Annotated in this window: 22 protein-coding genes; 5 read left to right on the top strand and 17 right to left on the bottom strand. The window is 63.4% G+C overall.

Annotated elements, in window-relative coordinates; all coding sequences use genetic code 11:
* Positions 1-37: 37 nt before the first annotated feature.
* The 3 genes from ykgO to H2LOC_RS07430 form a co-directional block, all read right to left on the bottom strand.
* Entirely contained in the window at positions 38-163 is a 126-nt protein-coding gene (gene ykgO / locus H2LOC_RS07440) for a type B 50S ribosomal protein L36 (RefSeq protein ID WP_136495822.1), read from the bottom strand.
* A gap of 278 nt (positions 164-441) precedes the next feature.
* Positions 442-1,194 carry a 7-cyano-7-deazaguanine synthase QueC gene (gene queC, locus H2LOC_RS07435; RefSeq protein WP_136495821.1) on the bottom strand — a complete coding sequence of 251 codons (753 nt, stop codon included), beginning with the start codon at positions 1,192-1,194 and terminating at the stop codon, positions 442-444.
* Positions 1,195-1,328: 134 nt separating this feature from the next.
* Positions 1,329-2,870, bottom strand: coding sequence for a sensor histidine kinase (locus tag H2LOC_RS07430; protein WP_154331592.1), 1,542 nt, complete (start codon positions 2,868-2,870; stop codon positions 1,329-1,331).
* 168 nt (positions 2,871-3,038) lie between these two features.
* Here H2LOC_RS07430 and H2LOC_RS07425 point away from each other — a divergent pair, with 168 nt between their 5' ends.
* Entirely contained in the window at positions 3,039-3,692 is a 654-nt protein-coding gene (locus H2LOC_RS07425) for a uracil-DNA glycosylase family protein (protein WP_136495820.1), read from the top strand.
* On the opposite strand, the gene cysE is transcribed toward H2LOC_RS07425, so the two are convergent.
* Positions 3,689-4,501: a serine O-acetyltransferase gene (gene cysE / locus H2LOC_RS07420; protein ID WP_136495819.1), complete on the bottom strand. Its 813-nt coding sequence runs from the start codon at positions 4,499-4,501 to the stop codon at positions 3,689-3,691. The genes H2LOC_RS07425 and cysE overlap by 4 nt on opposite strands.
* A 55-nt stretch (positions 4,502-4,556) precedes the next feature.
* Positions 4,557-5,327 (bottom strand): alpha/beta fold hydrolase, encoded by a 771-nt coding sequence (locus H2LOC_RS07415; RefSeq protein WP_136495818.1) that lies wholly within the window; start codon positions 5,325-5,327, stop codon positions 4,557-4,559.
* A gap of 190 nt (positions 5,328-5,517) precedes the next feature.
* Between H2LOC_RS07415 and H2LOC_RS07410 the strand changes: the two genes are divergently transcribed.
* Both H2LOC_RS07410 and H2LOC_RS07405 read left to right on the top strand, forming a co-directional pair.
* Complete coding sequence (locus H2LOC_RS07410; RefSeq protein ID WP_246207059.1) at positions 5,518-6,087, top strand: hypothetical protein; 570 nt, start codon at positions 5,518-5,520, stop codon at positions 6,085-6,087.
* Positions 6,084-6,722 carry an SGNH/GDSL hydrolase family protein gene (locus H2LOC_RS07405; protein WP_162009718.1) on the top strand — a complete coding sequence of 213 codons (639 nt, stop codon included), beginning with the start codon at positions 6,084-6,086 and terminating at the stop codon, positions 6,720-6,722. Before H2LOC_RS07410 ends, H2LOC_RS07405 begins: the two co-directional genes overlap by 4 nt.
* A gap of 7 nt (positions 6,723-6,729) precedes the next feature.
* On the opposite strand, the gene H2LOC_RS07400 is transcribed toward H2LOC_RS07405, so the two are convergent.
* Together H2LOC_RS07400 and H2LOC_RS07395 are read right to left on the bottom strand one after the other, a co-directional pair.
* Positions 6,730-7,719 carry a tyrosine recombinase XerC gene (locus H2LOC_RS07400; RefSeq protein WP_136495816.1) on the bottom strand — a complete coding sequence of 330 codons (990 nt, stop codon included), beginning with the start codon at positions 7,717-7,719 and terminating at the stop codon, positions 6,730-6,732.
* Between the two features lie 59 nt (positions 7,720-7,778).
* On the bottom strand, positions 7,779-8,102 hold the full coding sequence (locus H2LOC_RS07395; RefSeq protein WP_136495815.1) for a DUF1476 domain-containing protein: 324 nt from the start codon (positions 8,100-8,102) through the stop codon (positions 7,779-7,781).
* Positions 8,103-8,423: 321 nt separating this feature from the next.
* Here H2LOC_RS07395 and purC point away from each other — a divergent pair, with 321 nt between their 5' ends.
* The gene (gene purC, locus H2LOC_RS07390) at positions 8,424-9,218 is read left to right on the top strand and encodes a phosphoribosylaminoimidazolesuccinocarboxamide synthase (protein ID WP_136495814.1); all 795 of its coding nucleotides are present in this window, start codon (positions 8,424-8,426) and stop codon (positions 9,216-9,218) included.
* A 269-nt stretch (positions 9,219-9,487) separates the two neighbouring features.
* On the opposite strand, the gene H2LOC_RS07385 is transcribed toward purC, so the two are convergent.
* The 3 genes from H2LOC_RS07385 to H2LOC_RS07375 form a co-directional block, all read right to left on the bottom strand.
* Positions 9,488-10,489, bottom strand: a complete 1,002-nt coding sequence (locus H2LOC_RS07385; protein WP_136495813.1) for a histone deacetylase family protein — start codon at positions 10,487-10,489, stop codon at positions 9,488-9,490.
* Positions 10,489-11,574: a chorismate synthase gene (aroC, locus tag H2LOC_RS07380; protein ID WP_136495812.1), complete on the bottom strand. Its 1,086-nt coding sequence runs from the start codon at positions 11,572-11,574 to the stop codon at positions 10,489-10,491. The genes H2LOC_RS07385 and aroC overlap by 1 nt, the downstream gene beginning before the upstream one ends.
* A 176-nt stretch (positions 11,575-11,750) precedes the next feature.
* A complete protein-coding gene (locus tag H2LOC_RS07375; protein WP_246207058.1) occupies positions 11,751-12,143 on the bottom strand; it encodes a hypothetical protein in 393 nt (130 codons plus the stop codon).
* 98 nt (positions 12,144-12,241) lie between these two features.
* On the opposite strand from H2LOC_RS07375, the gene H2LOC_RS07370 reads away from it, so the two are divergent.
* Positions 12,242-12,999, top strand: a protein-coding gene (locus H2LOC_RS07370) for an IS5 family transposase (protein WP_425487302.1) whose coding sequence is annotated in 2 segments (ribosomal slippage) — positions 12,242-12,587 and positions 12,587-12,999 — 759 coding nt in all. Because the reading frame shifts where the segments join, the coding sequence is not laid out codon by codon here.
* A gap of 163 nt (positions 13,000-13,162) precedes the next feature.
* On the opposite strand, the gene H2LOC_RS07365 is transcribed toward H2LOC_RS07370, so the two are convergent.
* The 7 genes from H2LOC_RS07365 to H2LOC_RS07335 form a co-directional block, all read right to left on the bottom strand.
* Positions 13,163-13,567 (bottom strand): hypothetical protein, encoded by a 405-nt coding sequence (locus H2LOC_RS07365; RefSeq protein WP_136495811.1) that lies wholly within the window; start codon positions 13,565-13,567, stop codon positions 13,163-13,165.
* Positions 13,568-14,237: 670 nt separating this feature from the next.
* Positions 14,238-15,359 (bottom strand): amidinotransferase, encoded by a 1,122-nt coding sequence (locus H2LOC_RS07360; RefSeq protein WP_136495810.1) that lies wholly within the window; start codon positions 15,357-15,359, stop codon positions 14,238-14,240.
* A gap of 119 nt (positions 15,360-15,478) precedes the next feature.
* Complete coding sequence (locus H2LOC_RS07355) at positions 15,479-15,850, bottom strand: YXWGXW repeat-containing protein (protein WP_136495809.1); 372 nt, start codon at positions 15,848-15,850, stop codon at positions 15,479-15,481.
* A gap of 128 nt (positions 15,851-15,978) precedes the next feature.
* Positions 15,979-19,095: an efflux RND transporter permease subunit gene (locus H2LOC_RS07350; RefSeq protein ID WP_136495808.1), complete on the bottom strand. Its 3,117-nt coding sequence runs from the start codon at positions 19,093-19,095 to the stop codon at positions 15,979-15,981.
* A complete protein-coding gene (locus tag H2LOC_RS07345) occupies positions 19,092-22,226 on the bottom strand; it encodes an efflux RND transporter permease subunit (RefSeq protein WP_136495807.1) in 3,135 nt (1,044 codons plus the stop codon). Before H2LOC_RS07345 ends, H2LOC_RS07350 begins: the two co-directional genes overlap by 4 nt.
* Before the next feature lie 10 nt (positions 22,227-22,236).
* Positions 22,237-23,610: an efflux RND transporter periplasmic adaptor subunit gene (locus H2LOC_RS07340; RefSeq protein WP_136495806.1), complete on the bottom strand. Its 1,374-nt coding sequence runs from the start codon at positions 23,608-23,610 to the stop codon at positions 22,237-22,239.
* On the bottom strand, positions 23,607-25,103 hold the full coding sequence (locus H2LOC_RS07335; protein ID WP_136495805.1) for an efflux transporter outer membrane subunit: 1,497 nt from the start codon (positions 25,101-25,103) through the stop codon (positions 23,607-23,609). Before H2LOC_RS07335 ends, H2LOC_RS07340 begins: the two co-directional genes overlap by 4 nt.
* Positions 25,104-25,428: the final 325 nt, after the last annotated feature.

Genomic DNA, 25,428 nt, shown 5'->3' with positions numbered 1-25,428 from the left:
GCCGCGCGGCCTGGCAGAACGGGATATGGTCCCGGATTTAGCCCTGGCGGGCCTTGTAGCGCTTCTGCACCTTGTTGATGATGTAGACGCGGCCCTTGCGGCGCACGAGCTGGTTGGCGCGATGGCGGCCAAGCAGGGACTTGAGGGAGTTGCGGACTTTCATTTTCGTTCCTCGGCAAATTTTCTTCGGCCGGGATGAACGCCCAGCGCCTCGTGTGAGGAGCCTATGCCCTAAAACGCCGCCCGGATCAAGGCAAAAAGGCCCCGGAGGGCGGCTTGGAAACGGCGTCGGCGGGCAATTTCAGCGCCCGCTTCGGCGTTAAGCGCCTTCCGACCGGACGGAATCGTCTGGTCGATAAGAAATCGCTTCAGATTCAATAAGCTGGAGCAAAATCTTATCGAAAAAGTCTATCAGCTTTTTCGGATTTTGCTCTAAGCGCATCAAGGGCGGAGTCCAGGGCTCGCGGCCTTCTCTCTCGCGTATTTTTCCCACCCCGCCGCCCTCAGGCGGCATGCGGGGCATTCGCCGCAGCCATAGCCCCAATCGAATCGTCGGCCCCGCTCGCCGAGATAGCAGGTGTGGGTCTCTTCGATGATGAGTCGCACCAGCGCCTCGCCCCCGAGTTTCTCGGCGAGCCGCCATGTGTCGGCCTTGTCGATCCACATCAGCGGGGTGTGAATGGCGAATTCCCGATCCATGCCGAGCGATAGAGCGTTCTCGGTCGCGCGGATGGTCGCGTCGCGGCAATCGGGATAGCCGGAATAATCGGTCTCGCACATGCCGCCGACGAGATGGGAAACGCCGCGCCGGTAGGCGAGGGCGGCGGCGAAGGTCAGAAAGACGATGTTGCGCCCGGGGACGAAGGTGTTGGGCAGGCCGGTTTCGTTGAAGGCGATTTCGGTCTCGCGCGTCAGCGCGGTCTGGGAAATCTCTCCCAGCGCTGGAAGCGAAACGACATGATCGGCGCCGAGTCGCTCGCGCCACAAGGGCGACATTGCGGCGAGCCCGGAGCGCAAGACTTCGCGGCGATCCAGTTCCACCGCATGGCGCTGGCCGTAGTCGAAGCCGATGGTTTCGACGCGGCCGAAGCGTTTCAGCGCATAAGCGAGGCAGGTGGTCGAATCCTGCCCGCCGGAGAAGAGCACCAGGGCGGCGTCGCCCTTTGCGTTGGTCGGCGTTGTTTCGCTGTTCATTTCACACGCCTTTCGGCGCCGTTAGAGCGCTTTCCGACCGGACGGAATCGTCTGGTCGATAAGAAATCGCTCCAGATTCAAAAAGCTGGAGCAAAATCTTATCGAAAAGTCTATCAACTTTTTCGGATTTTGCTCTAGGCAGTCGCGAAACGCGGCGCGGATTTGGGACGGTCCCTCGTCTCGTGGCGAGGAAGTGCGTTCATCACGCGCTGCGGCGGCAGAATGACGATGGCGTCGGTACCCTCACGCACCTTGGACTTCAGCATGAAATGGCCGCCGTGGAGTTCGATCAGCCCCTTTACGATCGGCAGACCCAATCCCGAGCCTTCGTCGGCGTTCTTCTGCGCGAGCGCGCCGCGCCCGAACGAGGACATGACGACGTTGATCTCGCTTTCGGGAATGCCGGGCCCGGTGTCCTTTATCGCGATATACTGTCCGCCTGCGCTCGTCCAGCCAACCTTAATGGTCACTTGACCGCCTTGCGGCGTGAATTTGATCGCATTGGTGAGCAGGTTGATGACGACCTGGCGGATCGCCCGCTCGTCCGCCCAGATTCGGGGCAGGTTGGGCTCGATCATCTCGACCATTCTGATCTCGCGCTTGGCCGCGCGAATGTTCAGCAGATGCCGGCACTCCTGGGCCACGCCGCCGAGCGAGACGCTTTCTTCCTTGAGCTCGTAGCGCCCCGCCTCGACCCTGGAGAGGTCCAGGATTTCATTGATCAGCATCAGGAGATGCTGTCCGCTGGCGTGGATGTCGCTGGAATATTCGCGATAGGCCGGATTGGCGTGCTGGCCGTACAGCTCGCTCTTCAGCACCTCCGAAAAACCGAGGATCGCGTTGAGCGGCGTGCGCAGCTCGTGGCTCATGGTCGCGAGGAAGCGCGATTTGGCGAGATTGGCTTCTTCGGCGCGCCGGCGCGCCTCGTCGGAGTTGGCCTTGGCCTGTTCCAACTCGGCGATGAGCTCGGTCTTCTCCGCCCGGTAGAAGACGCTTTCGAATGAGATCTGATGCAGGCGCTTCGCCAGCACGAAAAAAAACATCAGGGCCGCGCCGACGAGCGCGAGCACCGCAGTGGAGCTGTCCTGAAAGGAGCGGAATCCCAGCGTCGTCAGCATGGCTGCGGTCATGGGAATGACGGTGGCGTAGACGGCGAGCGGGATGGTGGCCGAGACCACGATGTTGAACGCGGTCGACAGCAGCAGCATGACGATGAGGAAAATTTTGGCGTTGGGATCAGGAACGCCGTACATGACGCCGACCAGCCCGGCCCAGGCGAGGCTGTGGACGAATTCGGCGGCGATGAACCTGCTGCTCCATTTCTTGACCGTTACGCGCTCATCGTCATAGCTCTTCATGTTCTTCGCGGAGCCGTAGCACAGCATGAGCGTCGAAAGGGCCAGCACCGCCCACACCAGCGCGGTGTTGGTCTTGATCCAGTAGAAGCTGGTCGCCGCGACCATGAGGATGAGGCTCGCGGCCGGCAGGATGGCGCTTTCCCTGGCGGCGCAATAGGAGCGCAACAGGGCGAGGTCGCAGCCGCGATGTCCAGTGTCGGAACTCGTGAGGCGTTCGCGCGCGCTCTGCACCTTGGAGCCGCGTTTGCGTCGTTCAGCCGCGATTTCGGGATCGACGCCCCGGCCGCGTTCAATCATTTCCGCAGTGACTTCACTCATGTCTACGCACGCAAACTCGAAAGCGTCCAGCGTTTCCAGTCCCCGGGGCGCGGCAGCCCCTTCATGAAGAAATCGTTACCCAGGGCAGGAGCCGGACCGAACAGGCTCATAATGAGCTGGAAAGGTTAACGCCTAGCTCACAAATTAGTAAGAGTTTTCGAGAAAACCATGCCCCAGCCCGACTTATCGCTCGAAAAACTGCTTGAACGCATTCGCGCTTGTCGCCTTTGCGCCACGCAGCCCGCGCGCCGGCCCTTGCCGCAGGAGCCCAATCCGGTCTTACGGGTTTCGCGCAGCGCCAGGCTGCTGATCGCCGGTCAGGCTCCCGGCGTGCGCGTGCATCTGACCGGCGTGCCTTTCAACGATCGCTCGGGCGATCGCCTGCGCGAGTGGATGGGCGTCGATCGGGCGTTGTTCTACGACGAATCCAAAATCGCAATCGCGGCGATGAGCTTCTGTTTTCCCGGGCATGATCGCGGTGGTGGGGATTTGCCGCCGCGCCGCGAGTGCCGCCTGCAATGGCACGACGCCCTGTTCGAGGAGACGCCCGGCATTGAAACCATACTCGCCATCGGCCGCTACGCCCAGGATTATCACTTCGATCGCCTGGGGTTGGCCAGGGGCGGGAGCGTCGGCGAAACCGTGGCGCGCTGGCGGGAATACGCCTCGTCGCGGCCGCGGGTCTTTCCCCTGCCTCATCCTTCCTGGCGCAATACTGGCTGGCTGAAGCGGCATCCCTGGTTCGAGGAGGAACTGCTGCCGGAACTGCGCAAGGAAATCGCCCGCCTCTTCGGCGAAAACGCGAATGACAGTGAGTTCTAGATCCCTGCGTCGATGACGTCGTGGACCTGGTCCATGGCCCGCGAGGGCTCGGCCACGGCGACGTCTCCCACGATCCGCGCCGGGACGCCGGCGACCGTCATATGGGCCGGCACATCGTCCAGCACCACTGATCCCGCCGCGACTAGAGCGCCCGCGCCGATCTCGATATTGCCGAATATCTGCGCGCCCGCACCGATGAGCACGCCGCGCCTGACCTTGGGATGGCGGTCTCCGCCGCTCTTCCCGCTGCCTCCGAGGGTGACGCCGTGCAGCATGGAGACGTCGTCCTCGATGACCGCTGTCGCGCCTATGACGACGCCGGTCGCATGGTCGAGGAAAAAGCCCCGGCCGACGCGGGCGGCGGGATGTATGTCGGTTTGGAACACCTGCGCGGACAATGATTGCAGGCAAAGCGCGAAGTCGCTGCGCCCGGTGCGCCACAGGGCGTGCGCCAGCCGGTGAGTCTGGATGGCGTGAAAGCCCTTGAAATAGAGGACCGGCTCCAGCAGTCGGTTGCAGGCGGGGTCGCGATCGAGAACCGCGAGCAGATCGCTGCGCATCGCCGCGCCGATCGCCGGGTCGCGCGCGAGATGTTCCGAGAAAGCATAGCGAATGTTCGAATAGGGCGCCTCAGGCCTGTCGAGACGCTGCGCGATGCGATGCGCAATCGCGTTCTCGAGACTGTCCTGAGCCAGGATGGCGCTGTAGATCAACCCTCCGAGATCGGGTTCGCGCGCCAACGCCTCCTCCGCTTCGGAGCGTAAGCGCAAGAACAGCGGATCGGATGTCGGGTCGGATGCGACGGCCATATGCCTCCTCGGCCCTGATGCGGGCGCAATACAGCCCGGGCCTGCGGCCCGGAGGCTAGGGGCGTTGCGCCAGAAAGTCCAGCACCGCCTGCTTGTAGATGCGGTCGCCCACGGCGCGGTTATGATCACGGCCCGGAATGTCGACGATCCGAACGTCCCTGAACAATTTCGCCAGCGGATGGGGATCGCCGGCCACGTCGTCGCGCGTGCCGACACAGACCAGCACCGGCGCCTCGATGTGGGCGAGTGCGGCGGGATCGATGCCTTGTCCCGCGGCGCCCCGCGCACAGGCGGCGAGAGCCTTGAGATCGCTGCGGGTCGACTCCGCGAAGCCTCGGAAAATCTTCAGCCCCGGATCCTCGATGTCCTCGATCCGCTCGATCTCCATCGCTTCCGCCAGCCCTTCGGGAAGCGTGTTGGGCGCGATGAGGCTCAAGCCTACGCCGCCGAGCGTGAGCGAACGCACCCGTTCGGGACGCTCCAGAGCGAACACCGTCGCGATGCGGGCGCCGAGCGAATATCCCATGATATCCGCGCGCTCGATCTTCAGATGGTCCATCAGGCCATCGAGATCGCCGGCCATCGCGTCAAGCCCGTAAGCTGCGGGATCGTAAAGCTTCTGCGAGCGGCCGTGCCCTCGATTGTCGAACAGCACGACCCGGCGACCGTCTTCCGTCAAGGTTTTCACCCACTGGGTGAAAAGCCAGTTCACGGCATGGGTGGACGCAAACCCGTGGACCAGTACGATCGGCTCATCCTTATCCGCAACAAGCGGCTTGAAATCCAGATAGGAAATCGCGACGCCATTCGAGAGAAACTCTTCCATTTCGATTCCTTGTTAGATTACATCCATTTAAATCAGTTTGCGGGCTATGCAAGCGCCCGCATCCGTAAAATAGAACGCATGGAGTTAACGTGCGCCCCGAAAAGGGGTTGCATGGCGTTCCGGCCGGCGCCCTCGATGTTTCCGCGGTCCGGCGCTATAAGCGACGCCTGCGGCACTTGCTCGGGAGCGCATGATGGATTTGATCTTACGTCGCATTGCTCGTGCGTTCTGGTTCACGCTCGCGGTGCTCTTCCTGCTCGAGAGCTGGCTCTGGGACCATGTGAAGGTCTGGCTGCGCCTTTTGGCGGAAGCTCTCGGCGTCAAGCGGATCGAGGAACGGATCGCCAGCCTCATCAGGGATTTGTCGCCATGGGCGACGCTGACGGTCTTCATCATCCCGGTGCTGACGATCCTGCCGCTGAAAATCTATGCGGTAGCCCAAATGGCCCAGGGCCATTTCGCTTATGGGCTTTGCGTGATCTTCGCGGCGAAGGCTCTGGGGCTCGGCGTCACGGCTTTCCTGTTCGACCTGTGCCGCGACAAGCTTCTGCAGATGAGCTGGTTCGCCAGCTTTTATCATCTCGTTCTGCGCATTCGCGCCTGGGCGCATGATCTCGTGGCGCCGGTGCGGGCCCGTCTCCATGAGCTTCGGCTCGCGGCGAAGGCGATGCTCGCAGAAGCCCTCGGGGCGGGCCGATCCCAATTTCTGCGCAGGCTCAAGCTGATCCGCGCGATGGCGCGGCGGGGCGGCGGGGCGTGACGGCTCTGCTCTTCGCCGCTTTTTGCGTTGTCCTTGTTCTCGCGGCGGCATTGATCGCCATCGCGCTCGCGGACGCAGACGCGCGCTGCGGCCTGCGCCTTGCTCTCGCCCGCAAGCTCCCCTGGTTGGCTCCGCAAGCGATCGTCGCCGGCGACAGTCTCGCCGCCTGCTGCGACTTCCGGCCGCTCGCATCCAGACCCTTCGGCGTTGTCTCGCTGGCCAGGGGCGGGGCCACATTGCCGGAGATCGCAGGGCAGCTTGGTCGGGCCAGCGGAGTCGAGGCGGGCGTCGTCATCGTCGACGGCGGCCTCAATGATCTGCTGAGCCACGGGGCCTCGCCCGAGCGGATCGCCCGGGATTTCGTGGCGCTGCTGACGCTCATGGGCCCAAGGGACAAAGTCGTGTTTACGCTGATGCCCCATGTCGCTGACAGCGCCTACAGCCGGCGCATAGACCGGGCCAACGAATTGATCGGCGCGATCTGCCGCGAGAAGGGCGTCGTCGCGCTCGACCTCAACCCTCGTCTTTCGGTCGGCGGGGTGCGCAGGCCTGAGATGACCGATGACGGGCTTCACTTCACCGCGCGCGCAAACGCCCTGTGGGTGGAAGCCCTGCGAAGCCTCCAAAAAGCATGAGGCTTCCTCAGTCCGCGCGCGGATGGGACAGTCTGTAGGCGTCGAGCAGGCGCTGCTTGTCGACCGCAGTGTATATTTGCGTGGTCGAAAGCGAAGCGTGGCCGAGCAGTTCCTGAATCGTGCGCAGATCTCCGCCGCGCCCCAACAGATGCGTGGCAAAGGAGTGGCGCAGGGCGTGAGGCGTGGCGCTGTCGGGCAGGCCCAGCGCGCCGCGCATGCGCTGCGTCGCGAGCTGGACGATGCGCGGCGAGAGCGGGCCTCCCTTGGCGCCCACAAAGAGCGGGCCTCCGGCAAGGGCGTAGGGGCAGAGGTCGATATAGTCCTCGATCAAGCGCCGCACGGGCTCGATAACCGGCACGGTGCGGGTTTTGCCGCCCTTGCCGGTGATGGTCACGCGGTCGACGGCCCCGATGGGGGCGCGCGCATGTTCGATCGAGAGCGCTTCCGAGATGCGCAATCCGGCGCCGTAGAGCAGGGCGAGCGCAGCCGCGTCGCGCGCCAAAATCCAGGGCTCGCGCGCTTCGCCGGCTCTCGTCCCCGGATCGACCAGGTCGCGGGCGTCGTCGACCGTGAGCGCTTTGGGCAGGCTATGCGGGCGCTTGGGCGCTCTTACCGCGCCGAACAGGTCGGTCTTGGCCAGCCCTTTTTTTTCGAGAAAGCGCAGAAAGGAGCGGATGGCCGCCAGGGCGCGCAGCAGCGATCTGCTCTCGATCCCCTCGTTCCGGCGCTTGGCCAGGAACGACCTGACGTCGGCGGGCTCGAGCGCCTTCAGGGCCGCCGGATCGGGCGGAGCGCCGAGATGTTCGGTCAGGAAGGCCAGGAAAAAGCGAACGTCGCGGGCGTAGGCGTCGAGCGTGAGGGGGGACGAGCGGCGCTCGCCCCCGAGCCATGCGAGCCAGAGTCGGGCCTGCTCGCCGATCTCCGGGCTCGCCGGGAAAGCCTCGCCGCCGGGGAAAGGCTTCGCCGACCGCAGGCTGGTGGTGCGTGATTCGCGCATGGGGCCAGGATTGCGCCTCGGGGGTAAACAAAGCCTCGCCGAGGCGACCCGGCCGGGTTTTACTCGCCGGATTTGATCTCGGCCAAAGCCTTGGTCAGCATCTCGTCCATGGTGCGGCGAATCTGGTGCTCCGACTGTTCGACGCCGGCGTCGGCGAAGTCCTTGAGCAGGCGGGCGACGACGATCTCCACGGCGTTGGCCGCGGTCTCCGCCGCCACGAGCTGATCGGCGTAGCTTTCGGCGTCGGCCCCGCTTTTCCCGAGCTTTTCCGCCGCCCAGAGGCCCACCAGCTTGTTGCGGCGCGCTTCGGCGCGGAAGTGAAGCTCTTCCTCATGGACGAAACTCTTTTCGAACGTATCCTCGCGCTTATCGAAGGTGCTCATAATTCCGTCCTCGGCTATTGCAAGAAATCAGCGCGGCGCTGTCGTCAGCCGGCGGCGCCTCCGCGGGGGATATACGTTGATCCGCCGCAAAATCCAATGGCGAAGGCGCTTCTGCCCATAAACAGTGCGCGTTGTGCAGCGCGGCGCTTTGCGCTAAGGTTCTCCAAAGGGTTGTCACAGGCGCGGGAACACGCTACCACCGCGCCACCCGCGGCTATTCAAAGAACGCCGCTCCGCGGAAAGCGCGAGTTCGCAGGCCTATGCCCCCGAACGAGACGGCCGGCGCTGGAGCGCTAAACTAAGGAGCCACGGGTCCCACCCATGGATTTTCTCAAGCCTCGGTTGATCCCAATGAACCGCCGCCGCCGCATTTATGAGGGCAAGGCCAAAGTGCTCTACGAAGGGCCCGAGCCCGGGACCCTCATCCAGCACTTCAAGGACGACGCCACGGCCTTCAACGCCAAGAAACACGAGGTGATCGACGGGAAGGGCGTGCTCAACAACCGGATTTCGGAATATGTGTTCCAGAATCTGAACGCCATCGGCGTGCCGACGCATTTCATACGCCGGCTCAACATGCGCGAGCAGCTCATCCGCGAGGTCGAGATCATTCCGCTGGAAGTGGTTGTCCGCAATGTGGCGGCCGGCTCGCTCTCGAAGCGCCTCGGCCTGGAGGAAGGCACGCAGCTGCCGCGCTCCATCATCGAGTTCTATTACAAGAACGACGCCCTCGACGACCCGATGGTCTCGGAGGAGCACATCACCGCCTTCGGCTGGGCGAGCCCCCAGGAAATCGACGACATCATGGCCCTGGCCATTCGCGTCAACGACTTCCTCACCGGCTTGTTCCTCGGCGTCGGCATCAGGCTGGTCGATTTCAAGATGGAATGCGGCCGGCTGTGGGAAGGCGAGATGATGCGCATCGTCGTCGCCGACGAGATTTCCCCGGATTCCTGCCGCTTGTGGGACATCAAGTCCAACGACAAGCTCGACAAGGACCGTTTCCGCCGCGACATGGGCGGGCTCGTGGAAGCCTATACCGAGGTCGCCCGCCGTCTCGGCATCATGCAGGACAACGAAGCTCCGCGCCCCGCTGCGCCCAAGCTGGTCGATTAAAGCAGGAAAACCAATTCCCTCGCCCTGGGGAGCCCGCGTAGCGGGCGTCTCGAAGGGCGAGGGTGACGGGGTTTTGAATATCACCCGTCGCGCTGCGCGCTCCGCCCTCCCTGCAAGGGGGAGGGATGAGGAGCCCCACGTTCAATGGTTCTTTTTCCCTTCATCAGATTCCCCTGAAGCCCGGCCATGACGGCTTCCGGGAGAGATGTGTGCATGCGGTAGCCCATCGAGGGGAGGGTAAGCGCCCTTCGCCCGATTCCCCAGTTCTTTTACGCCTCCAGCAGAGCGCCGACATGAGCCGCGACCGAGGCGGCGAGATCATCGGGCCGGTAGCCGCCTTCGAGCAGGGAGACCACCCGCCCGCCGCAGCGCCGTGCGGCGATTTCCATGATTCGCAGCGTCACCTCATAGAAATCCGCCTCGACGAGCCGCAGGCCGCCGAGCGGATCGTGCAGATGGGCGTCGAAGCCCGCGCAGATGATTATGAGATCGGGGCTGAACGCGCTCAGGCGCGGCAGAATCCGCGATGCCCAAGCCTCCCGAAAAGCCGCGCCGCCGTCTCCCTTGGAGAGCGGCGCATTGACGATATTGTCGAAGGCTCCCGTCTCGCCTAACGCGCCCGTGCCGGGGTAAAGTGGGGTCTGGTGACTGGAGCAATACAGCACGTTTTGCTCGCTCCAGAAAATCTGCTGAACGCCATTGCCGTGATGGACGTCGAAATCGACGATTCCCACGCGCTCTGCGCCGCGGGCGGTCAAGGCGTGGTGCGCGGCGATCGCGGCGTTGTTGAAAAAACAAAAGCCCATGGCCGTCTGTGGCAGGGCGTGGTGCCCGGGCGGGCGCGTCGCGACGAAGGCGTTGCGCGCCTCTTTGCGCATGACCTGTTCGACCGCGAAGACGCCGCCTCCGGCCGCCGTCAGCGCCGCCTGCAGGGAGCCGGGGGACATCGCCATATCCGGGGCGATCTGGGCGTATCCGCTCGTGGGCGAAGCGGCCTCGAGGCGTGCGACATAAGCGGCTTCATGCACGCGCAGCAGCGCCTCCTTCGATGCCGGCCGCGCTTCCGCGCGGGCCGCAGCCGCAAAGGGCTCTTGTGCAAGCACGCGCTTCACGGCTTCGAGGCGTTCGGGTCGATCCGGCCGGCCCGGCCCGGGATCATGGGCGGGCTCCGGCGGAGGCAGAACCAGGAGGGTCGCTGGCCGCGCGGCGAAAGCGGAGCAAAAAGGAGCCGCCGCCAGCGCAAGCGCTTCGCGACGGGTGGGCCTTATCATCAGCCGATCTGGGCGCGGTGGCGCAGGAACTGGTCGGCGAGCACGCAGGCCATCATGGCCTCGCCCACCGGGACCCCCCTGATGCCGACGCAGGGATCGTGGCGGCCTTTGGTGACGACATCGGCGTCCTGGCCTTTGCTGTCGATCGAGCGGCGCGGAGTCAGGATCGAGGAAGTCGGCTTCACCGCAAAACGCGCCACGATCGGTTGCCCGGTGGAAATGCCGCCGAGCATGCCTCCCGCGTTGTTGGACAGAAACAAGGGAGCGCCGTCGGGCCCTGCGCGCATTTCGTCGGCGTTGGCCTCGCCGGTAAGCTCCGCCGCGGCGAAGCCGGCCCCGATTTCCACGCCCTTCACCGCATTGATCGACATGAGCGCGGCGGCGAGCTCCGAATCGAGCTTGCCGTAGATCGGCGCGCCCCAGCCGACCGGGACGCCCGTCGCCTCGATTTCTATGATCGCGCCGATGGAGGAGCCCGCCTTGCGGATATCGTCGAGATAATCGGCCCAGCGCGCGGCGGTCTCCTTGTCGGGGCAGAAGAAAGGATTGTTCTCCACCTCGGCCCAATCGAACCGCGAACGATCGATTCTGTGGGGGCCGATCTGCACCAATGCGCCCCGGATCGTCACGCCGGGAATAATCTTGCGCGCCACGGCTCCGGCCGCGACGCGGGCGGCGGTCTCGCGCGCGGACGAGCGGCCGCCGCCGCGGTAGTCCCTGACGCCATATTTGGCGTCATAGACGTAATCGGCGTGGCCGGGCCGGTATTTCTGGGCGATTTCGCCGTAGTCCTTGGAGCGCTGGTCGGTGTTCTCGATCATCAGCGCAATCGGGGTTCCGGTCGTGACCTGCCGGCCGGAGCGGTCCTCGAAGACGCCGGAAAGAATCTTCACTTCGTCCGGCTCACGCCTTTGCGTGGTGAAGCGCGACTGGCCGGGCTTCCGCTTGTCGAGATAGACCTGAATTTCCGCTGCCGTCAGCTCGATGCGCGGCGGGCAGCCGTCGATTACGGCGCCGAGGGCGGGGCCATGGCTTTCGCCGAAGGTCGTGACGCGGAAGAGATGGCCGAAACTGTTGTGGGACATGGGCAGGCCGCGCGGGATTTCTTTTGGGGTTCGCGCGTTTGTAGGGCTCTGGGGATGCGCGGTCAAACCTCGTCCGCCAAAGCCGCCGCCGGGAGAGATCGCCTGGTCCGCGCAAAAAAAGAAACAGGGCGGAAAGAGGCCGCCCTGTCGAAAACGCACGCGATGCGGATCTGGCGTCAGTAAAAGAAGCCGGGTCCCCATGGCCCCCATGAGTCCCAATCCATCGCGGCCTCCTGGTTCATGGCCGCCGCCGCCTGCTGTTCGTCGGCGATGTTCTGGGCGATGCGAATTTGCTGATATTGTTGGTAATTAGCCTCTTTGCCGATGTAGAGGCACTGGCACTGAGCGGCGTCGGCGTAAATATAGTAGTTCTTGCCGTTTTTGACGACGAGGGTCACCTTGTTCTGCGGCAACGCCTTGAGCTTGGCGAGTTTAGCGGGCGTGTCCGCCTGTTTGCGGGCGAATTGCGCGGCGGCCAGTTGATCCTGGGTTTGTTGAGCGCCCAGGCCGGCGCAGGCCGCGACTCCGACGGTCAGAGCGAGAGCGCAGAATATCGCTGTTTTACGCATTCATCCCCCTAATTTGAAACTTGCCCTAGGGTCCAGACCCATAAAGTGCTTGGCGTAAAGAGCGGGTTGTGATTCAGGGCTTCCGAAAGGAAGCGCCGATGATTCGCGATCAATTCTGGCTGACAGATGCGCAGTTTTCGAAGATTGCGCCACATCTTCCCACTGACACGCGCGGCAAGGCGCGGGTCGACGACCGCAGGGTCATCAGCGGCATCGTCCAAGTGCTCAAATCCGGCGGGCGCTGGGTCGACGCACCGCCGGAATACGGGCCCAAAAAGACACTTTATAATCGCTATGTCCGTTGGGCCGCCAAGGGCGTCTGGGTCGACTTGTTCCATGCACTCGCTCAAGCCGGCGGGCCGCCGACGGAAGTTCTCATCGACTCCTCGGCGGTGAAAGCGCATCGCTCGGCCAGCGGCGGCAAAGGGGGGAGAAAAATCAGGCCATCGGCCGCTCGCGCGGTGGACGCACAACGAAAATCCACGCGCTGACCGACGCGCAATGTCGACCCATAGCTTTCATGCTCACAGCCGGAAACGTCGCCGATTGCACAGCGGGCGCGGAACTTCTTGCCCATCTTCCGCCTTGCGAAGTCCTCCACGGCGACAAGGGATACGACAGCAACGCCATCCGCCGTAGGATCGAGGACGGCGGCGCACTGCCGAATATTCCGCCCAAGGCCAACCGCAAATGGAAGAACTGCTTTTCGCCGCTCCTCTATCGAAACCGCAACGCCATCGAGCGCATGTTCTGCCGTTTAAAGGATTTTAGACGCGTGGCGACGCGCTACGACAGAAACGCCGTCAATTTCCTCGCCGCCGTTTGCCTCGCTGCCACTGTCAGCTATTGGTTATGAGTCTGGGCCCTAAGACTTGGTCCAACAACTCCTTCGAATAGCATCGGAATGAACCGCCTCCAAGTCGCAGACGCCGAGCGCCGCGGCGCTGTGACGAAACGACGCCCGCGGGAGCTCCGGCGCGCGATGCGGCGCGGCGATGTCTATCGCCGCGCCCGAGAGGTCAGTGAGACGAATTGGAGAGAAGCTCGATTGCGACCGTTCGATCGGAAGACGGCGCGACGCTCAAATTATAGAAGCCCTTGAAAGGCGCCTTGCCGCCCTCCTGGTGAGAGATAATCTCGATCTGGTAATCGCCGGTCTGGGGCAATTTGCCGCTCAGCGTGAGCGGCAGGGAGCCCGCCACGCTGCCTATGAGCGATCCGCCCCGCCGGATGTCGAGCCGCGCCGAGTCGCCCTGGCTGCCTTTGGCGCCGTCGCGCTCGAGCGTTACCGCGACGGTCTCATTGGCGACGCCGGCGAACTGCCAGATATCGTGGCTCTTCAGGAGGGGCGAGGTTTGGCTGCTCCGGACGGCGTTGAGGTGAAGAGGGGCGGCCGCGGCCGCAGACGCATGACGCGCAGCCATTGGTCCTTCGCCGCCAGTTTCTGCAGAAATCGTAACTCTCGGAAACGGCGCAGCGCTTGCGCACCATGACTTTGCAGGCGCCTCTCCGACATTCAGCGTTACTTGGATTTTCCAGGGCCTCCCCTTCGGCGGCTCCATGGGTTGAAATAGGACGGTCTCCGAATTTACTACGCCGTCCGTTACTCCAAGATTCGAGCAATATTCTTTGTTTGCGCCCCGCCTTTTCGCATAGCATTCCCAATCGCCAAATGGCGAAAATACATTTACGTCCGCTGTGTAGAAGTGCGTGCGCGTAGCGCCTGCTGGAACAATAGTTCCAGTAGCCGATGTGCTCCGCATCCAGGGCCCACTGCATCCGATCACTATATCGTATGGATTTTTGTTGGCGACATAGAAATCGAGGCGTGAGTCAGCAGCTTGCGACGGCGTGGGAGCCAGACCGCCGAGCAGGGACGCTATCGAAAAATACATCGTCGTCCGAGCATTGATCGTGCGTTTCATAAACAGACCTCCAAATCAAACGGTCGTATAGTTCTGTCAAAGGTAAAAATATGCGGCAAGTGAATTATTTTTCATCTTGCTAAACCGCCCCATGGGTCCGAATCAACCTACCATTTAGAGGATTGAGCTGTAGGGGCGAAAAGGCATTATGAATTATTTTAATTTATACTCACGAGAACCAGCTCGCGAGCCCGCCGCGCCGTCTCGTGTCCAGGGTGGCGCAGTGAAACGAGCCGCCGAAGGCCGCATAATGCAGGAAGGGGCACGGGATTGGCTCCAATCCCCAATCCTTCATCGCCTTCATCGTGGCCTTGTGATGCGGATCGACGATGACGCGCTTCTCGTTGATCATCAGCACATTCATGTTGAGCCATTTGCCGCACAGGGAAGTCAGCTCGAGAAGGCGACCCTCGATCGGATCCGGCTCCGGCGCGACCAAAATCTCCCATTTCTTCATGATCGGCGGCAGCCGCTCGACGTCGACATATTCCGGGTTGACGAGGAACCTGCCGGGGCCGAGCGGCAGGACCGTGGTGTCGATATGCATGGGCGTGCGGCAACGGCTCTCGATTTCATGAATGCGATAGCTCTCGCCGAGATGGCGCCGCAGCCAGTCTATGCCGAATGCGTTGGTGACATTGCTGCGGATGACGAAAATATCCCGCCCGCAGCGGAAGAAATCCGCCGAGTCGAAGAGGGGTTCGAATTCCGTCAATATGTAGGAGACCGGTTCGCCGGGCTGCGGAATGCGGAAGTCGGGATCGAACGATTGGTCGAGGAGTTGGGGTCGCGGCGCTGCGGTCCAGCGCGCCCCGCGGCGGAAATAATCCTTCAAGAGCGTGCGGTAGGAATGAGTTTCAAAATAGCGGCAGGGCCAGGCCATCGGCGTCTCGATGATTTCGTCGCCGATGACCAGCATGCAATCTCGCGGGCAGGCGTTGCAAAAGCCTCTCGAAGACCAGCCGGGCGCGCCGAAGCGCCGCTTAAAATCGAAGACATCAGGGCGGCGGACCGTCACGCCCAGCGATTGCAGCAAGGAGATAAAGCCGTCGAGCTCCCGCTGCGCCGGCGCGACCAGAATTTGAGGGTAGGGAAAGCCGGCGGCGAGCGCCTGCGCCCGCGCCGCAAGCCCCGGAATATTGCAGGACACGACAGGATGGCTGGAAGGGATGACTGCGCCTTCCAGGCGCCCCACGATCACTTCTTCGAGAGGAGACCATTCGTCATGGGAATTGACGGGAAGTCCCTGCGCCTTTTCGGCGGCGTCCGAGGCTTGAACGATTGCGTCCATGAAGCCGAAACGCGAGCGCGTCGAGGAAGTTCCGCCCAAAGGGCCTGCGTGAGCGCGGCAATGAGCCGCGCCGTTTTTTTATGGACCGGACGATCCCGCCCGGTCGGAAAACATGCGCGCTAGTGGTGGAACCAGGCGCCGCGGTTCCAGTTCCAGCGGTCGTTGTCCCAGCCCCAATGTCCGCGAACCCAGACATGCTCGGGCGAAGGGCGCGGAGGAGGGGCTTCGACCACCACGGCCGGCATGGGCGGAACGACGGTTTCCACATAATGGCCCGAGGCCCAGAACCAGTCCGAACCGCGCCAAATCCAATGGCCCGGAACCCAATGGGCGCCGACATGCGGCGGCGGCGGCGCATGTTCCATCATGGGCGCCGGCATCTCTCGCTCGTAAAGGGCGGGTTGCGCCTGCGCAATTCCCCCGCCGAGGGCGGCGGCGATGAGCGCGCCTTTCAATGACGCAGACAAGGGGCGGCGGAATATCCTGTTCATTGTGGTAATTCTCCGTATTGCCACGAGGCCCGCTCCCGGAAGCGCAGGTGGGAGGCTCGGGCCTTCGACGCTTTCGATAATGCTCCGCCCGAGCTGAACGCAGGTTGAAACCGCCGTTCACCCGCAGTTTAGATTCGGCTGGGAGCGGGGCCGGAGAGTCGCGCCGGGTCCGGCGCCGGCGATGTTTTCTTGCGGCGCTGCAGCTTGCTCATCAGAAGGTAAATCACCGGCGTCGTGTACAGCGTGAGCATCTGGCTCAAAATCAGGCCGCCGACGATGGTGATCCCCAGCGGCCTTCGCATTTCCGCGCCGACGCCGCTCGCGAAGGCGAGAGGCAAAGCCCCGAACAAAGCCGCGAGAGTCGTCATCAGGATCGGGCGAAAACGCTCCAGCGCGGCTTCTATTGCGGCGTCGTGCACGGAGAGGCCCTTATCCCGCTGCGCATGCAACGCGAAATCCACCAGCATGATGCCGTTTTTCTTGACGATGCCAGTGAGAAGCAGAAGGCCGATGAAGGAGATGGTCGTGAATTCGATGTGGAACAGCTCGAGCGCGAGCAAAGCGCCGACGCCCGCCGAAGGCAGAGTCGAGATGATCGTGATGGGATGGATATAGCTCTCGTACAAAACGCCGAGGATGATGTAGACCGACAGCAATGCGCCCAGCAGGGCGACGGCCATGCCGCCGGAGGTTCTGCGGAAATCCGCTGCGTCTCCGGCGAAACCGGTGCGCAATCCGCGCGGGAGATCCATCTCCGCCACCGCGTCTTCGATCGCCGTCGTGCCCTGCTGAAGCGAAGAGCCTTTCGCGAGATTGAAGGTTATCGTGATCGCGGGGACGACGCCCTGATGATTGACGATAAGCGGCATGCTCCCGCGCTCGATGCGCGCGACCGCGGTCAGCGGCACCTGACCGCCGTTGGCGGCGGTGACATAAACGCCGGCGAGGTCGCGAATATCGCGCTGGCGGCTGCGCGGCGTCTCCACGACCACGCGATAGTTGTTCCTCTGCGTGTAGATGATCGAATCCTGCCTCTGGCCGAAGGCGCTGTTCAGGGCGGCGTCGATCGTCGAGATGGCGACGCCCACGCGCGCGGCGGCGGTGCGGTCGATCACGACATTGGCTTTCAATCCGCCGTTCTGCCGATCGGAGGAAACATCCGCGAGCTGGGGCAGCTTTTGCAGCCGCTCCAGGACCTTGGGGTAATATTGGTCGAGCTCTGCGAGATCGGGGTCGGAGAGCGTGTATTGAAAGAGCCCCTTGCTCTGCCTGCCGCCGGAACGCAAATCCTGGGAGGGTTGCATGGTCACGCTGAGGCCGGCGATTTTTGCAAATTGAGGCCGCAGTCGATCAATGACCTCGAAGCTCGACGATTTGCGCTGATCCGACGGCTTCAGCGCGACGAACAGGCGGCCCTGATTGCTGGATGACGTCAGATTGGCGGAACCGATGAATGAGCCGATGTTCTCCACGTCGGGATCTTCCTGGAGCACTTTCATGGCGAGCTTCTGCAGCCGGACCATTTCATCGAATGAAACGTCCGCCGAAGCCTCCGTCGTGCCGTTGATGAGCCCGATATCGTCCTGAGGAAGGTTTCCTTTGGGAATGGTTTGATAGAGATAAACCGTCCAGGCGACCGTCACGACGATCGCGACGAGCGACAGCCAGGGATGGTCGACGAGCTTGCGCAGGCTGCGCTCATATAGAGTCAACACTTTGCCGAGCACGGCCTCGAAAACGCGGTCGAAGGCCGTGGGGTTGTCGTGTTTAGGCGCGGGCAGCCACGCGCAGAGCATGGGCGTCACCGTCAGCGAGACGACCATGGAGATAAGAATGGCGAAGGTCAGCGTATAGCCGAACTCCTGCAGCAGGCGCCCCGCTATGCCCGGCAGGAAAAGCAGCGGCACAAACACCGCGACGAGCGACAGGCTGATCGAAAGGACCGTAAAGCCGATCTCCCGCGCCCCCAGCAGCGTCGCCTCCATACGGTTCATGCCGCGCTCTACATTGGTCTCGACGTTTTCGATCATGACGATGGCGTCGTCGACGACGAATCCGACCGCGATGGTCAGCGCCATTAGCGAGAGATTGTCGATCGAGAATCCGGCCGCCCACATCGCCGCGCATGAACCGACCAGCGAGAGCGGCACGGTGACGCCCGCGGCGACGACAGGAGATATCCGGCGCAGGAAAAGGAACACCACCGCCATGACGAGGCAAATGGATATGAACAGCGTGCGCTGTATGTCCGCGACGCTCGCGCGGATGGTTTGCGTTCTGTCGGAGAGTACGGAAATTTTGATCCCTTGCGGAATCCATTGCTGAAGGCTGGGCAGCAGCGTTTTTATATTGTCGACCGTCTCGATGACATTGGCGCCGGGCTGCTTGAAGACGAGCAGGATGACCGCCGGCTGCCCATTGAACCAGCCGGCCGCCATGCGGTTGCGGACGCTGTTTTTGACCGAGGCGACGTCTTGCAGCTTCACCACGGCGCCGTTTTTGGAAGCGACGACGATGCCGCCATAATCCGACGGCGTATCCAGCTGCCCATTGGTGGCGATGGTGACGCCCTGGCCGTCGCCGCTGAAGGCGCCGTTGGGCGTCTGCACATTGGAGTTCACGATGGCGTTGGCCACCTGATCCACGCCGACTCCCATGGCGGCGAGACGCGCGGAGTCGAGCTGGACGCGTATGGCGGGCTGCTCGGCTCCCGCCACCACGACGCCGCCCACCCCGCCGACCTGGGAAATGCGCTGTGCGATAACCGTGTCGGTGGCGTCATAGACGGCGCTGGTGGTCATCGAATTGGAGGTGAGCGCCAGCACCAGCACCGGAGATCCTGAGGAATTGACCTTTCGGAAGGAAGGCAGCGTAGAAAGATCGGTCGGTAGATCGGTCGCCGCGGCGTTGATCGCCGCCTGCACGTCGCGGGCGGCGGAGTCGATGTTCCGTTGCAGATCGAACTGCGCGATGATCGAGGTCGAACCGAGCGAACTGATGGATGTCAGTTCCGTGAGACTCGAGATATTCGCGAGGCGGCGCTCGAGTGGCGCGGCCACGGTAGCCGCCATGGTCTGGGGGTCGGCGCCGGGTCGCGCCGCCGAAATGCCGATGGTCGGAAAATCCACTGCGGGCAGGCTGGCGACCGGCAGGAAGAAATAGGCCACGCAGCCGACCATGAACAGAGCGGCCGCAAGCAGCGTCGTGCCGACCGGCCTTTTGATGAAAGGCTCGGAAATGCTCACTCTGCAGCCTCCCTGCGGGCCGGAACGTCAGCCTTGCTCTCCAGATGTGGCTCGGGCCGGGGTCCGGCCTTCCGCAGCCGGACGCGCAGGCGCTCGACCGCGAGATAGATGACGGGGGTGGTGTAGAGCGTCAGCATTTGCGAGAGCAGCAGGCCGCCGATGATGGAGACGCCCAGGGGAATGCGCAGCTCGCTCCCGGCCCCGTGCGACATCGCGAGCGGCAGCGCGCCGAGCAAAGCGGCGAGAGTGGTCATCATGATCGGGCGGAAACGCAAATGACAGGCGCGCACGATCGATTGCTCCGGCGGCAGGCCCTCGAGCCGCTCGGTTTCGAGCGCGAAGTCGATCATCATGATCGCGTTTTTCTTGACGATGCCCATCAGCAGCACGATGCCGATCAAGGCGACGATGGACATGTCGAGCCGGAACAGGATCAGCGCCAGCAAGGCGCCGACGCCGGCGGAGGGCAGGGTCGTCAGAACCGTGAAGGGATGCACGAAGCTCTCGTAGAGCACCCCGAGCACCACATAGATGGCGATGACGGCGGCGAGTATCAGCCAGGGTTCGCTCGCGAGCGATTTGTTGAACTCGGCGGCGTCGCCGCTGAAGATGCCCAGTATGTCGGCCGGCATGCCGATTTCCTTCTGGACCCGGGATATCGCGGCGAGAGCCTCGCCCAGCGAAGCGTCGGGCGCGAGATCGAAGCTGAGGGTCGCGGCCGGAAATTGCTCCTGATGCGAGACGGAGAGCGGCGCGCTGACGGAGTCGATATGGACGATGGTTCCGAGCGGTACCTGAGGCCCGCCGCCGGGCGCCGCGACATAGAGCTTTTCCAGCGCTCTGGGGTCGCGTTGATATTGTTCCGCCGCCTCCAGAATGACGCGATATTGGTTCGACTGGGTATAGATGGTCGAGATTTGCCGCTGCGCGAAGGCGTCGTTGAGAATGTCGTCGACATGCTGCATGGCGATGCCGAGGCGCCCCATCTTCTCGCGGTCGATCTTTACGAAGCTGCGCAGGCCGCCGGTCTGTATTTCGGAAGCTACGTTGCGCAAGGCCGGTTCGTCCCGCAAGGCGTCGAGCAGCTTGCCGGACCAATTCAGCAGGGCGGCGCTGTCTGCGGTGGTCAATGTGTATTGATATTGCGAGCGGCTGGCGCGGGTGGTGATCTGGATATCCTGCACCGGCTCGATATAGAGCGTCGCGCCGACGATTTTTTCTCCCGCTGTCTTCAGGCGATCGGCGACCTGATCGGCGCTGTCCGAGCGATGTTCGCGGTCTCGCAGCGAAACCGAGAAATGCCCGACGTTGGAGGTGGGATTGAGGGGGCCGATCCCGAGCACCGAGGTGACGCTCGTGACCTCCTTGTCCTGCTCGAAAACCTTGGCGACGTCGGCCTGCAGCTTCTTCATGGCGTCGAAGGATATGTCGGGCGCCGCCTCCAGCACGACGGTCAGGAGGCTGGTGTCCTGGCGCGGCAGGAAGCCCTTGGGAATGAAGATGTAGAGCGCTATCGTGAGAGCCAGGGTGGCCCCTGTGAGCACGAGCATGAAAGGCTGGCGCTGCAGCGCCCAGTCCAGGGTCGTCACATAGAGGCGGTCGAGCCATGAAGACGCGTGCTCGCCGGAATGGCCCTGTCCGCCATGCTCCTTGGGGAGCTTGAGCAGCACGGCGCAGAGCATCGGCGTCAGCGTCAGCGACACGATGGCCGAAACCACGACGGCCATCGAAAGCGTGAGCGCGAACTCGCGGAACATGCGGCCGACGATCCCGCTCATGAACAGCAGCGGGATGAAGACCGCAATGAGCGAGACCGTGAGCGAAACGACGGTGAAGCCGATCTCGCGCGCGCCGTCCAGCGCGGCTTCGAGCGGCGTCTTGCCCTTTTCGATGTTGCGGACGATGTTCTCGATCATGACGATGGCGTCGTCCACGACGAAGCCGGTTCCGATCGTGAGCGCCATCAGGGAGAGGTTGTCGAGCGAAAAGCCCGCCGCCCACATGGCCGCGAATGTCGCGACGATGGAGAGCGGCAGGCTGACGCCGGCGATGATGGTGGCGCGAATGTTCTTGAGGAACAGCAGCACCACCAGGATAACGAGCCCGATGGCGACGATCAGCGTGAACTCGACGTCGGCGATCGACGCGCGGATCGTATCGGTGCGGTCGTTCACGATGTCGAGGGACATGCCCTTGGGCAGAATGGTGCGAAGCTGCGGGAGCTCCTTCTTGAGCGCCTCGACGGTGTTGATGATATTGGCGCCCGGCTGGCGCAGGACGTCCAGAACGACCGCCGGCTCTCCACGATACCAGCCGCCGACCCTGCTGTTTTCGAGGCCCTCGACCACATTGGCGACGTCGCGCAGCATGAGCGGCCGGCCATTGACCCAGTTGACGACGATATTCTTGTATTGGTCGGCGATCAGGATCTGGTCGTTGGCGTCGAGCGTGTAGGATTGCCGGGCGCCGTCGATCGAGCCCTTGGCTCCAGCGAAATTCGCCGCCGCTATGGCGAGGCGCAAATCGTCCATGCTCATCCGGTTGGCGGCGAGGCGGGCGAGATCCGCCTGGATTCTGACCGCCGGCCGGACGCCGCCCTCCACCAGAACGCGGCCCACGCCGCCGACCTCCGAGAGTCGCGGGGCGATTTGTGTGTCGGCGAGATCGCTCATCTCGCGCAGCGTGGCGTTCTGCGAACGCACCACCAGCGTGACGATGGGCGTATCGGCTGGATTGACCTTCGCGTAGACCGGCGGATAGGGCAGATTGCGGGGCAGGGTCGAAGCCGCGGCGTTGATCGCGGATTGCACGTCCTGGGCGGCGGCGTCGATGTCGCGGTCCAGGTCGAATTGAAGCGTGATCTGGGAAAAGCCGAACGAGCTTTGCGACGACATCGTCGAAAGCGAGGGGATCTGGCCGAACTGGCGTTCGAGAGAGGCCGTCACCAGCGCCGCTATCGTATCGGGATTGGCCCCGGGCAGTTGGGTCGTCACCTGAATGGTGGGGAAATCCACCTGGGGCAGGGGCGAAACCGACAGCCGCGAGAAACCCATCGCGCCCGCGAGAAGCACCGCGAAGGCGAGCAGGGTCGTCGCAACCGGGCGTCTGATGAAAGGCGCCGATATGTTCATGACGTTGCCTTCACTTTGCCTGGGCTCCCGCAGTCGAAGGCGCATCGCCCCCGCCGCCGTCGGCCGGCTGTGTTTCGGAATGCTGGGCCCCCGGCGCCGGCGCGTCGCCGCCGCGTCTGTGGCGGCCCCGCTCGCCCCCGCCCGAACCCTTGGCCCCGCTCCATGATCTCGCCGAGCCGTCGTCCGAGGCCCTGGCGGGGGCGGACGAGGCGGGCGAGCCTGTTTCGACGGTCGAAACGACATGCACGGGCGAGCCGTTCGAAAGACGGGCGAAGCCGGTGGTGATCACCTGGGCGTCCTTGTCCAGCCCCTTGACGATGACGGCGATGTTTTCGTCCTGCTGCCCGGTCACCACGGGAGTCATGACCGCCTGGCCGTCGTTTCCGAGCACATAGACGAAGGCGCCGCTCGGTCCGCGCTGGATCGCCGTGCTCGGCGTGACGATGGCGTTCTTCACGGTGTCGACGGTAAGGCGGACATTGACGAATTGGCCCGGCCACAGATGCAGGGTGGGATTGGCGAAGGTCGCCTTGATGCGGGCCGTGCCGGTGGCCTGATCGATCTGGTTGTCGATCACGGAAACTTCGCCGGTCTCGATCACGGCCGCATTGTCGGGGCCGAGAGCGGTGACGTGCGGAATCCCCTTTTCCTGCGCCCGCTGCACCGCTGGAAGCGCTTGCTGGGGAATGGTGAAAATAACGTAGATCGGCTTCAGCTGCGTAATCACGAGGATGCCGGTCGCGTCCGAGGCGTGGAGAATATTGCCGACGTCCACGAGCCTGATTCCGGTGCGGCCGTCGATCGGAGAAGCGATCGTGGTGTAGCCGAGAGTGGTTTTGGCGCTGTCGATGGCCGCCTGATCCGCCCTGACCTGAGCCTCGAGCTGGGCGACGAGCGCCTTTTGCGTGTCGTATTGCTGCTGTGATCCGTAATTGCCGACGGTCAGCTTCTTGTAACGGACGAGATCGACCCGCGCATTGGCGAGCGTGGCTTCGTCCTGGGCCTTCTTTGCGACGGCCTGGTCGTATTGGGCTTTGTAGAGATCCGGTTCGATCAGCGCGACGACATCGCCTTTCTTGACGTCTTCTCCTTCGTTGAAGGGAAGCTTGACCAGCCGGCCGTCGACCTGGGTGCGGATGGTCGCGGTATTCAGCGCCTGGACGGTGCCGACCGCGTCGATGGTCACGGGCACGTCCTCCACGCGGGCGGAGGCCACCGTCACCGGAACGACCTCGGCCGCATCGCCATGGCGTCTGCCGCGATGAGAGGACGCGGCGTCCTCACGCGACGGGGGATGAGCGAAACGCCAGCCTCCGACGGCGACAGCCAGCGCCGCGACGGCGCCGGCCGCGATCAGGAAGCGCCGGTTTTGCGGAAATTTCATGGCCAGGGACCTTTGTCTGCTTGATAGGCTTCTTCGGCGCGGGCGATTTCGACCTCCCGCGTCGTCGGCGACCAGCCGCCGCCCAGAGCCTGGTAGAAGCTCGTCAAAGCCTGGAAATTGGCGAGCCGCACCTGCTCCAGAGTGGTCTGGGCCTGAAAATAATTGGTCTCCGTGGTCGAGAGCGTCACGATGTCGATCGTGCCCGCGCGCAGCCGGGCCTGAGCCGCTTCGAGCGCCCGCCGGGCGGCGGCGACCGCGTCCATCTGCAATTTCAGCTGCCGCTCGGTCTGGGCGATGGCGACAAGAGCGTTCTCGGTGTCGGACAGGGCCGTGACGATCTGCTTGCGGTAATCCGCCAGCAGTTCGGCGTATTTGCCCTGCTGCAGCATGTATTGACCCTGCAGATTATAACCATCGAGCAAGGGCTGCGCCATGCTGGTCATGACCTGCCAGGCGATCGCCTCGGGCCGCATCAGATTGCTGAACACTATGCTCTGCACGCCATATTGGCCGGTCAGCGTGATCTGGGGGAAGAAGGCCGCACGGGCCTGCAGGACCGAGAACTCCTGCGACGCCAGCTTGGCCTCGGCCTCCGCGACGTCCGGGCGGCGCAGCAGCACCTCGGAAGGCAGGCCGGGTTCGATCCTGGGCGTGCGCAGCTTCTTCAGCGACGAGCCGCCGACGCCGAAGTCCTCGGGCGCCCGGCCGAGCAGGACGGCGAGGAGATTGCGTTGCTGGCGCAGGGTTTGCTCCAGCGGCGGGATCGAGGCCAGCTGGTTGTCGAGCACGGTCTCCTGTTGCGCGACATCCAGCGCGGTCGCGGTTCCGACCTCGAGCCGGACCTTGATGGCGTCGAAGACCTCCCGCGCGAGCTTCACGTTGTCATGAGCGATGCGGAGCTGATCCTCGGCGTTGAGGACCTGGAAATAGCCGTTGAGCACGGCGGCGACGGTCGAAATTTCGACGACGTCGCGATCGAAGCGGCTGGCGTTGGCCAGGATTCTGCCGGCCTTGGAGGCGTCTTCGTTCTTGCCCCAGAAATCCACCTGGTAGCTGGCGTTGAGCCCGAGGTTGAACAAGGTGCGCCGCGACGCCGAGAAGCCCGCCTTGGAGGAGAGTGAATTGCCCGAGGAAACGGCGGTGGAAAGGTTGCTGGGCGTCTGGGCCGTCGCCGTTCCGGGGATCTGGTAGCGCTGCCACGAATTGTTCATGGAAAGCGACGGCCACAGGGCTGAGCTGGCGATGCGCGCATTGGCGTCGGCTTGATCTATGCGCGCGACGGCTGCGGCTATGTCGAAATTGTTGGCGACGGCTTCGTCTACAAAGCCCAGCAATTCGGGCGAGCCGAATCTGCCGGCGAAATCATGCGCCGATCCGATAGAGGGCGCCGATTTCGGCTTGGCCGCCCGGAAACGTTCGGGCAAAGGCGTGCTCGGATCGGGCTTTTCCCAATCGAGGTCGCAGCCGGTGAGGCAAGTGGTTGTCGCAAGCATGACGAACAAACCGGAGCGTCTGGAAAGTCGGGACAGGCTCTGCAAGGTGGCTTTCCGATTTCTCCAAGTGGTATCAGGGTTCTAGCGAATGCCTATCATTTTACTAGACTAAAACCGGCCGGTTGCAAAGACTGGCGCAGCGCCGGGAGGGCTTTCAGCGAGGCGTTCGCGAGGTTGATGGGGCAGGGCCGAGGGAGCTCCCCTTCGCGGCTCCGATTATGGCGTTGTTTTCACATGCAGGCCGATCGGGTAGGCGGCGAGGCCTCCCTTTCTCGCCTCAGTATGTATGGCCGAGAGATGTGACGTCGTTTTGTTGTATATGGCC

Origin of the sequence: Methylocystis heyeri (assembly GCF_004802635.2) — a bacterium.
GTDB classification, from domain to species: Bacteria; Pseudomonadota; Alphaproteobacteria; order Rhizobiales; family Beijerinckiaceae; genus Methylocystis; species Methylocystis heyeri.
The sequence above is the reverse complement of the archived record's forward strand: the minus strand, read 5'-3'. Positions and strand labels throughout refer to the sequence as shown.

Coding starts and splice junctions, on each gene's coding strand:
- H2LOC_RS07360 (WP_136495810.1), bottom strand. CDS start 15,359: ATGGACGCAATCGTTCAAGCCTCGGACGCCGCCGAAAAGGCGCAGGGA.
- purC (WP_136495814.1), top strand. CDS start 8,424: ATGGATTTTCTCAAGCCTCGGTTGATCCCAATGAACCGCCGCCGCCGC.
- H2LOC_RS07355 (WP_136495809.1), bottom strand. CDS start 15,850: ATGAACAGGATATTCCGCCGCCCCTTGTCTGCGTCATTGAAAGGCGCG.
- ykgO (WP_136495822.1), bottom strand. CDS start 163: ATGAAAGTCCGCAACTCCCTCAAGTCCCTGCTTGGCCGCCATCGCGCC.
- H2LOC_RS07395 (WP_136495815.1), bottom strand. CDS start 8,102: ATGAGCACCTTCGATAAGCGCGAGGATACGTTCGAAAAGAGTTTCGTC.
- H2LOC_RS07425 (WP_136495820.1), top strand. CDS start 3,039: ATGCCCCAGCCCGACTTATCGCTCGAAAAACTGCTTGAACGCATTCGC.
- aroC (WP_136495812.1), bottom strand. CDS start 11,574: ATGTCCCACAACAGTTTCGGCCATCTCTTCCGCGTCACGACCTTCGGC.
- H2LOC_RS07410 (WP_246207059.1), top strand. CDS start 5,518: ATGATGGATTTGATCTTACGTCGCATTGCTCGTGCGTTCTGGTTCACG.
- H2LOC_RS07345 (WP_136495807.1), bottom strand. CDS start 22,226: ATGAACATATCGGCGCCTTTCATCAGACGCCCGGTTGCGACGACCCTG.
- H2LOC_RS07365 (WP_136495811.1), bottom strand. CDS start 13,567: ATGGCTGCGCGTCATGCGTCTGCGGCCGCGGCCGCCCCTCTTCACCTC.
- cysE (WP_136495819.1), bottom strand. CDS start 4,501: ATGGCCGTCGCATCCGACCCGACATCCGATCCGCTGTTCTTGCGCTTA.
- H2LOC_RS07415 (WP_136495818.1), bottom strand. CDS start 5,327: ATGGAAGAGTTTCTCTCGAATGGCGTCGCGATTTCCTATCTGGATTTC.
- H2LOC_RS07400 (WP_136495816.1), bottom strand. CDS start 7,719: ATGCGCGAATCACGCACCACCAGCCTGCGGTCGGCGAAGCCTTTCCCC.
- H2LOC_RS07335 (WP_136495805.1), bottom strand. CDS start 25,103: ATGCTTGCGACAACCACTTGCCTCACCGGCTGCGACCTCGATTGGGAA.
- H2LOC_RS07340 (WP_136495806.1), bottom strand. CDS start 23,610: ATGAAATTTCCGCAAAACCGGCGCTTCCTGATCGCGGCCGGCGCCGTC.
- H2LOC_RS07375 (WP_246207058.1), bottom strand. CDS start 12,143: ATGCGTAAAACAGCGATATTCTGCGCTCTCGCTCTGACCGTCGGAGTC.
- H2LOC_RS07430 (WP_154331592.1), bottom strand. CDS start 2,870: ATGAGTGAAGTCACTGCGGAAATGATTGAACGCGGCCGGGGCGTCGAT.
- queC (WP_136495821.1), bottom strand. CDS start 1,194: ATGAACAGCGAAACAACGCCGACCAACGCAAAGGGCGACGCCGCCCTG.
- H2LOC_RS07385 (WP_136495813.1), bottom strand. CDS start 10,489: ATGATAAGGCCCACCCGTCGCGAAGCGCTTGCGCTGGCGGCGGCTCCT.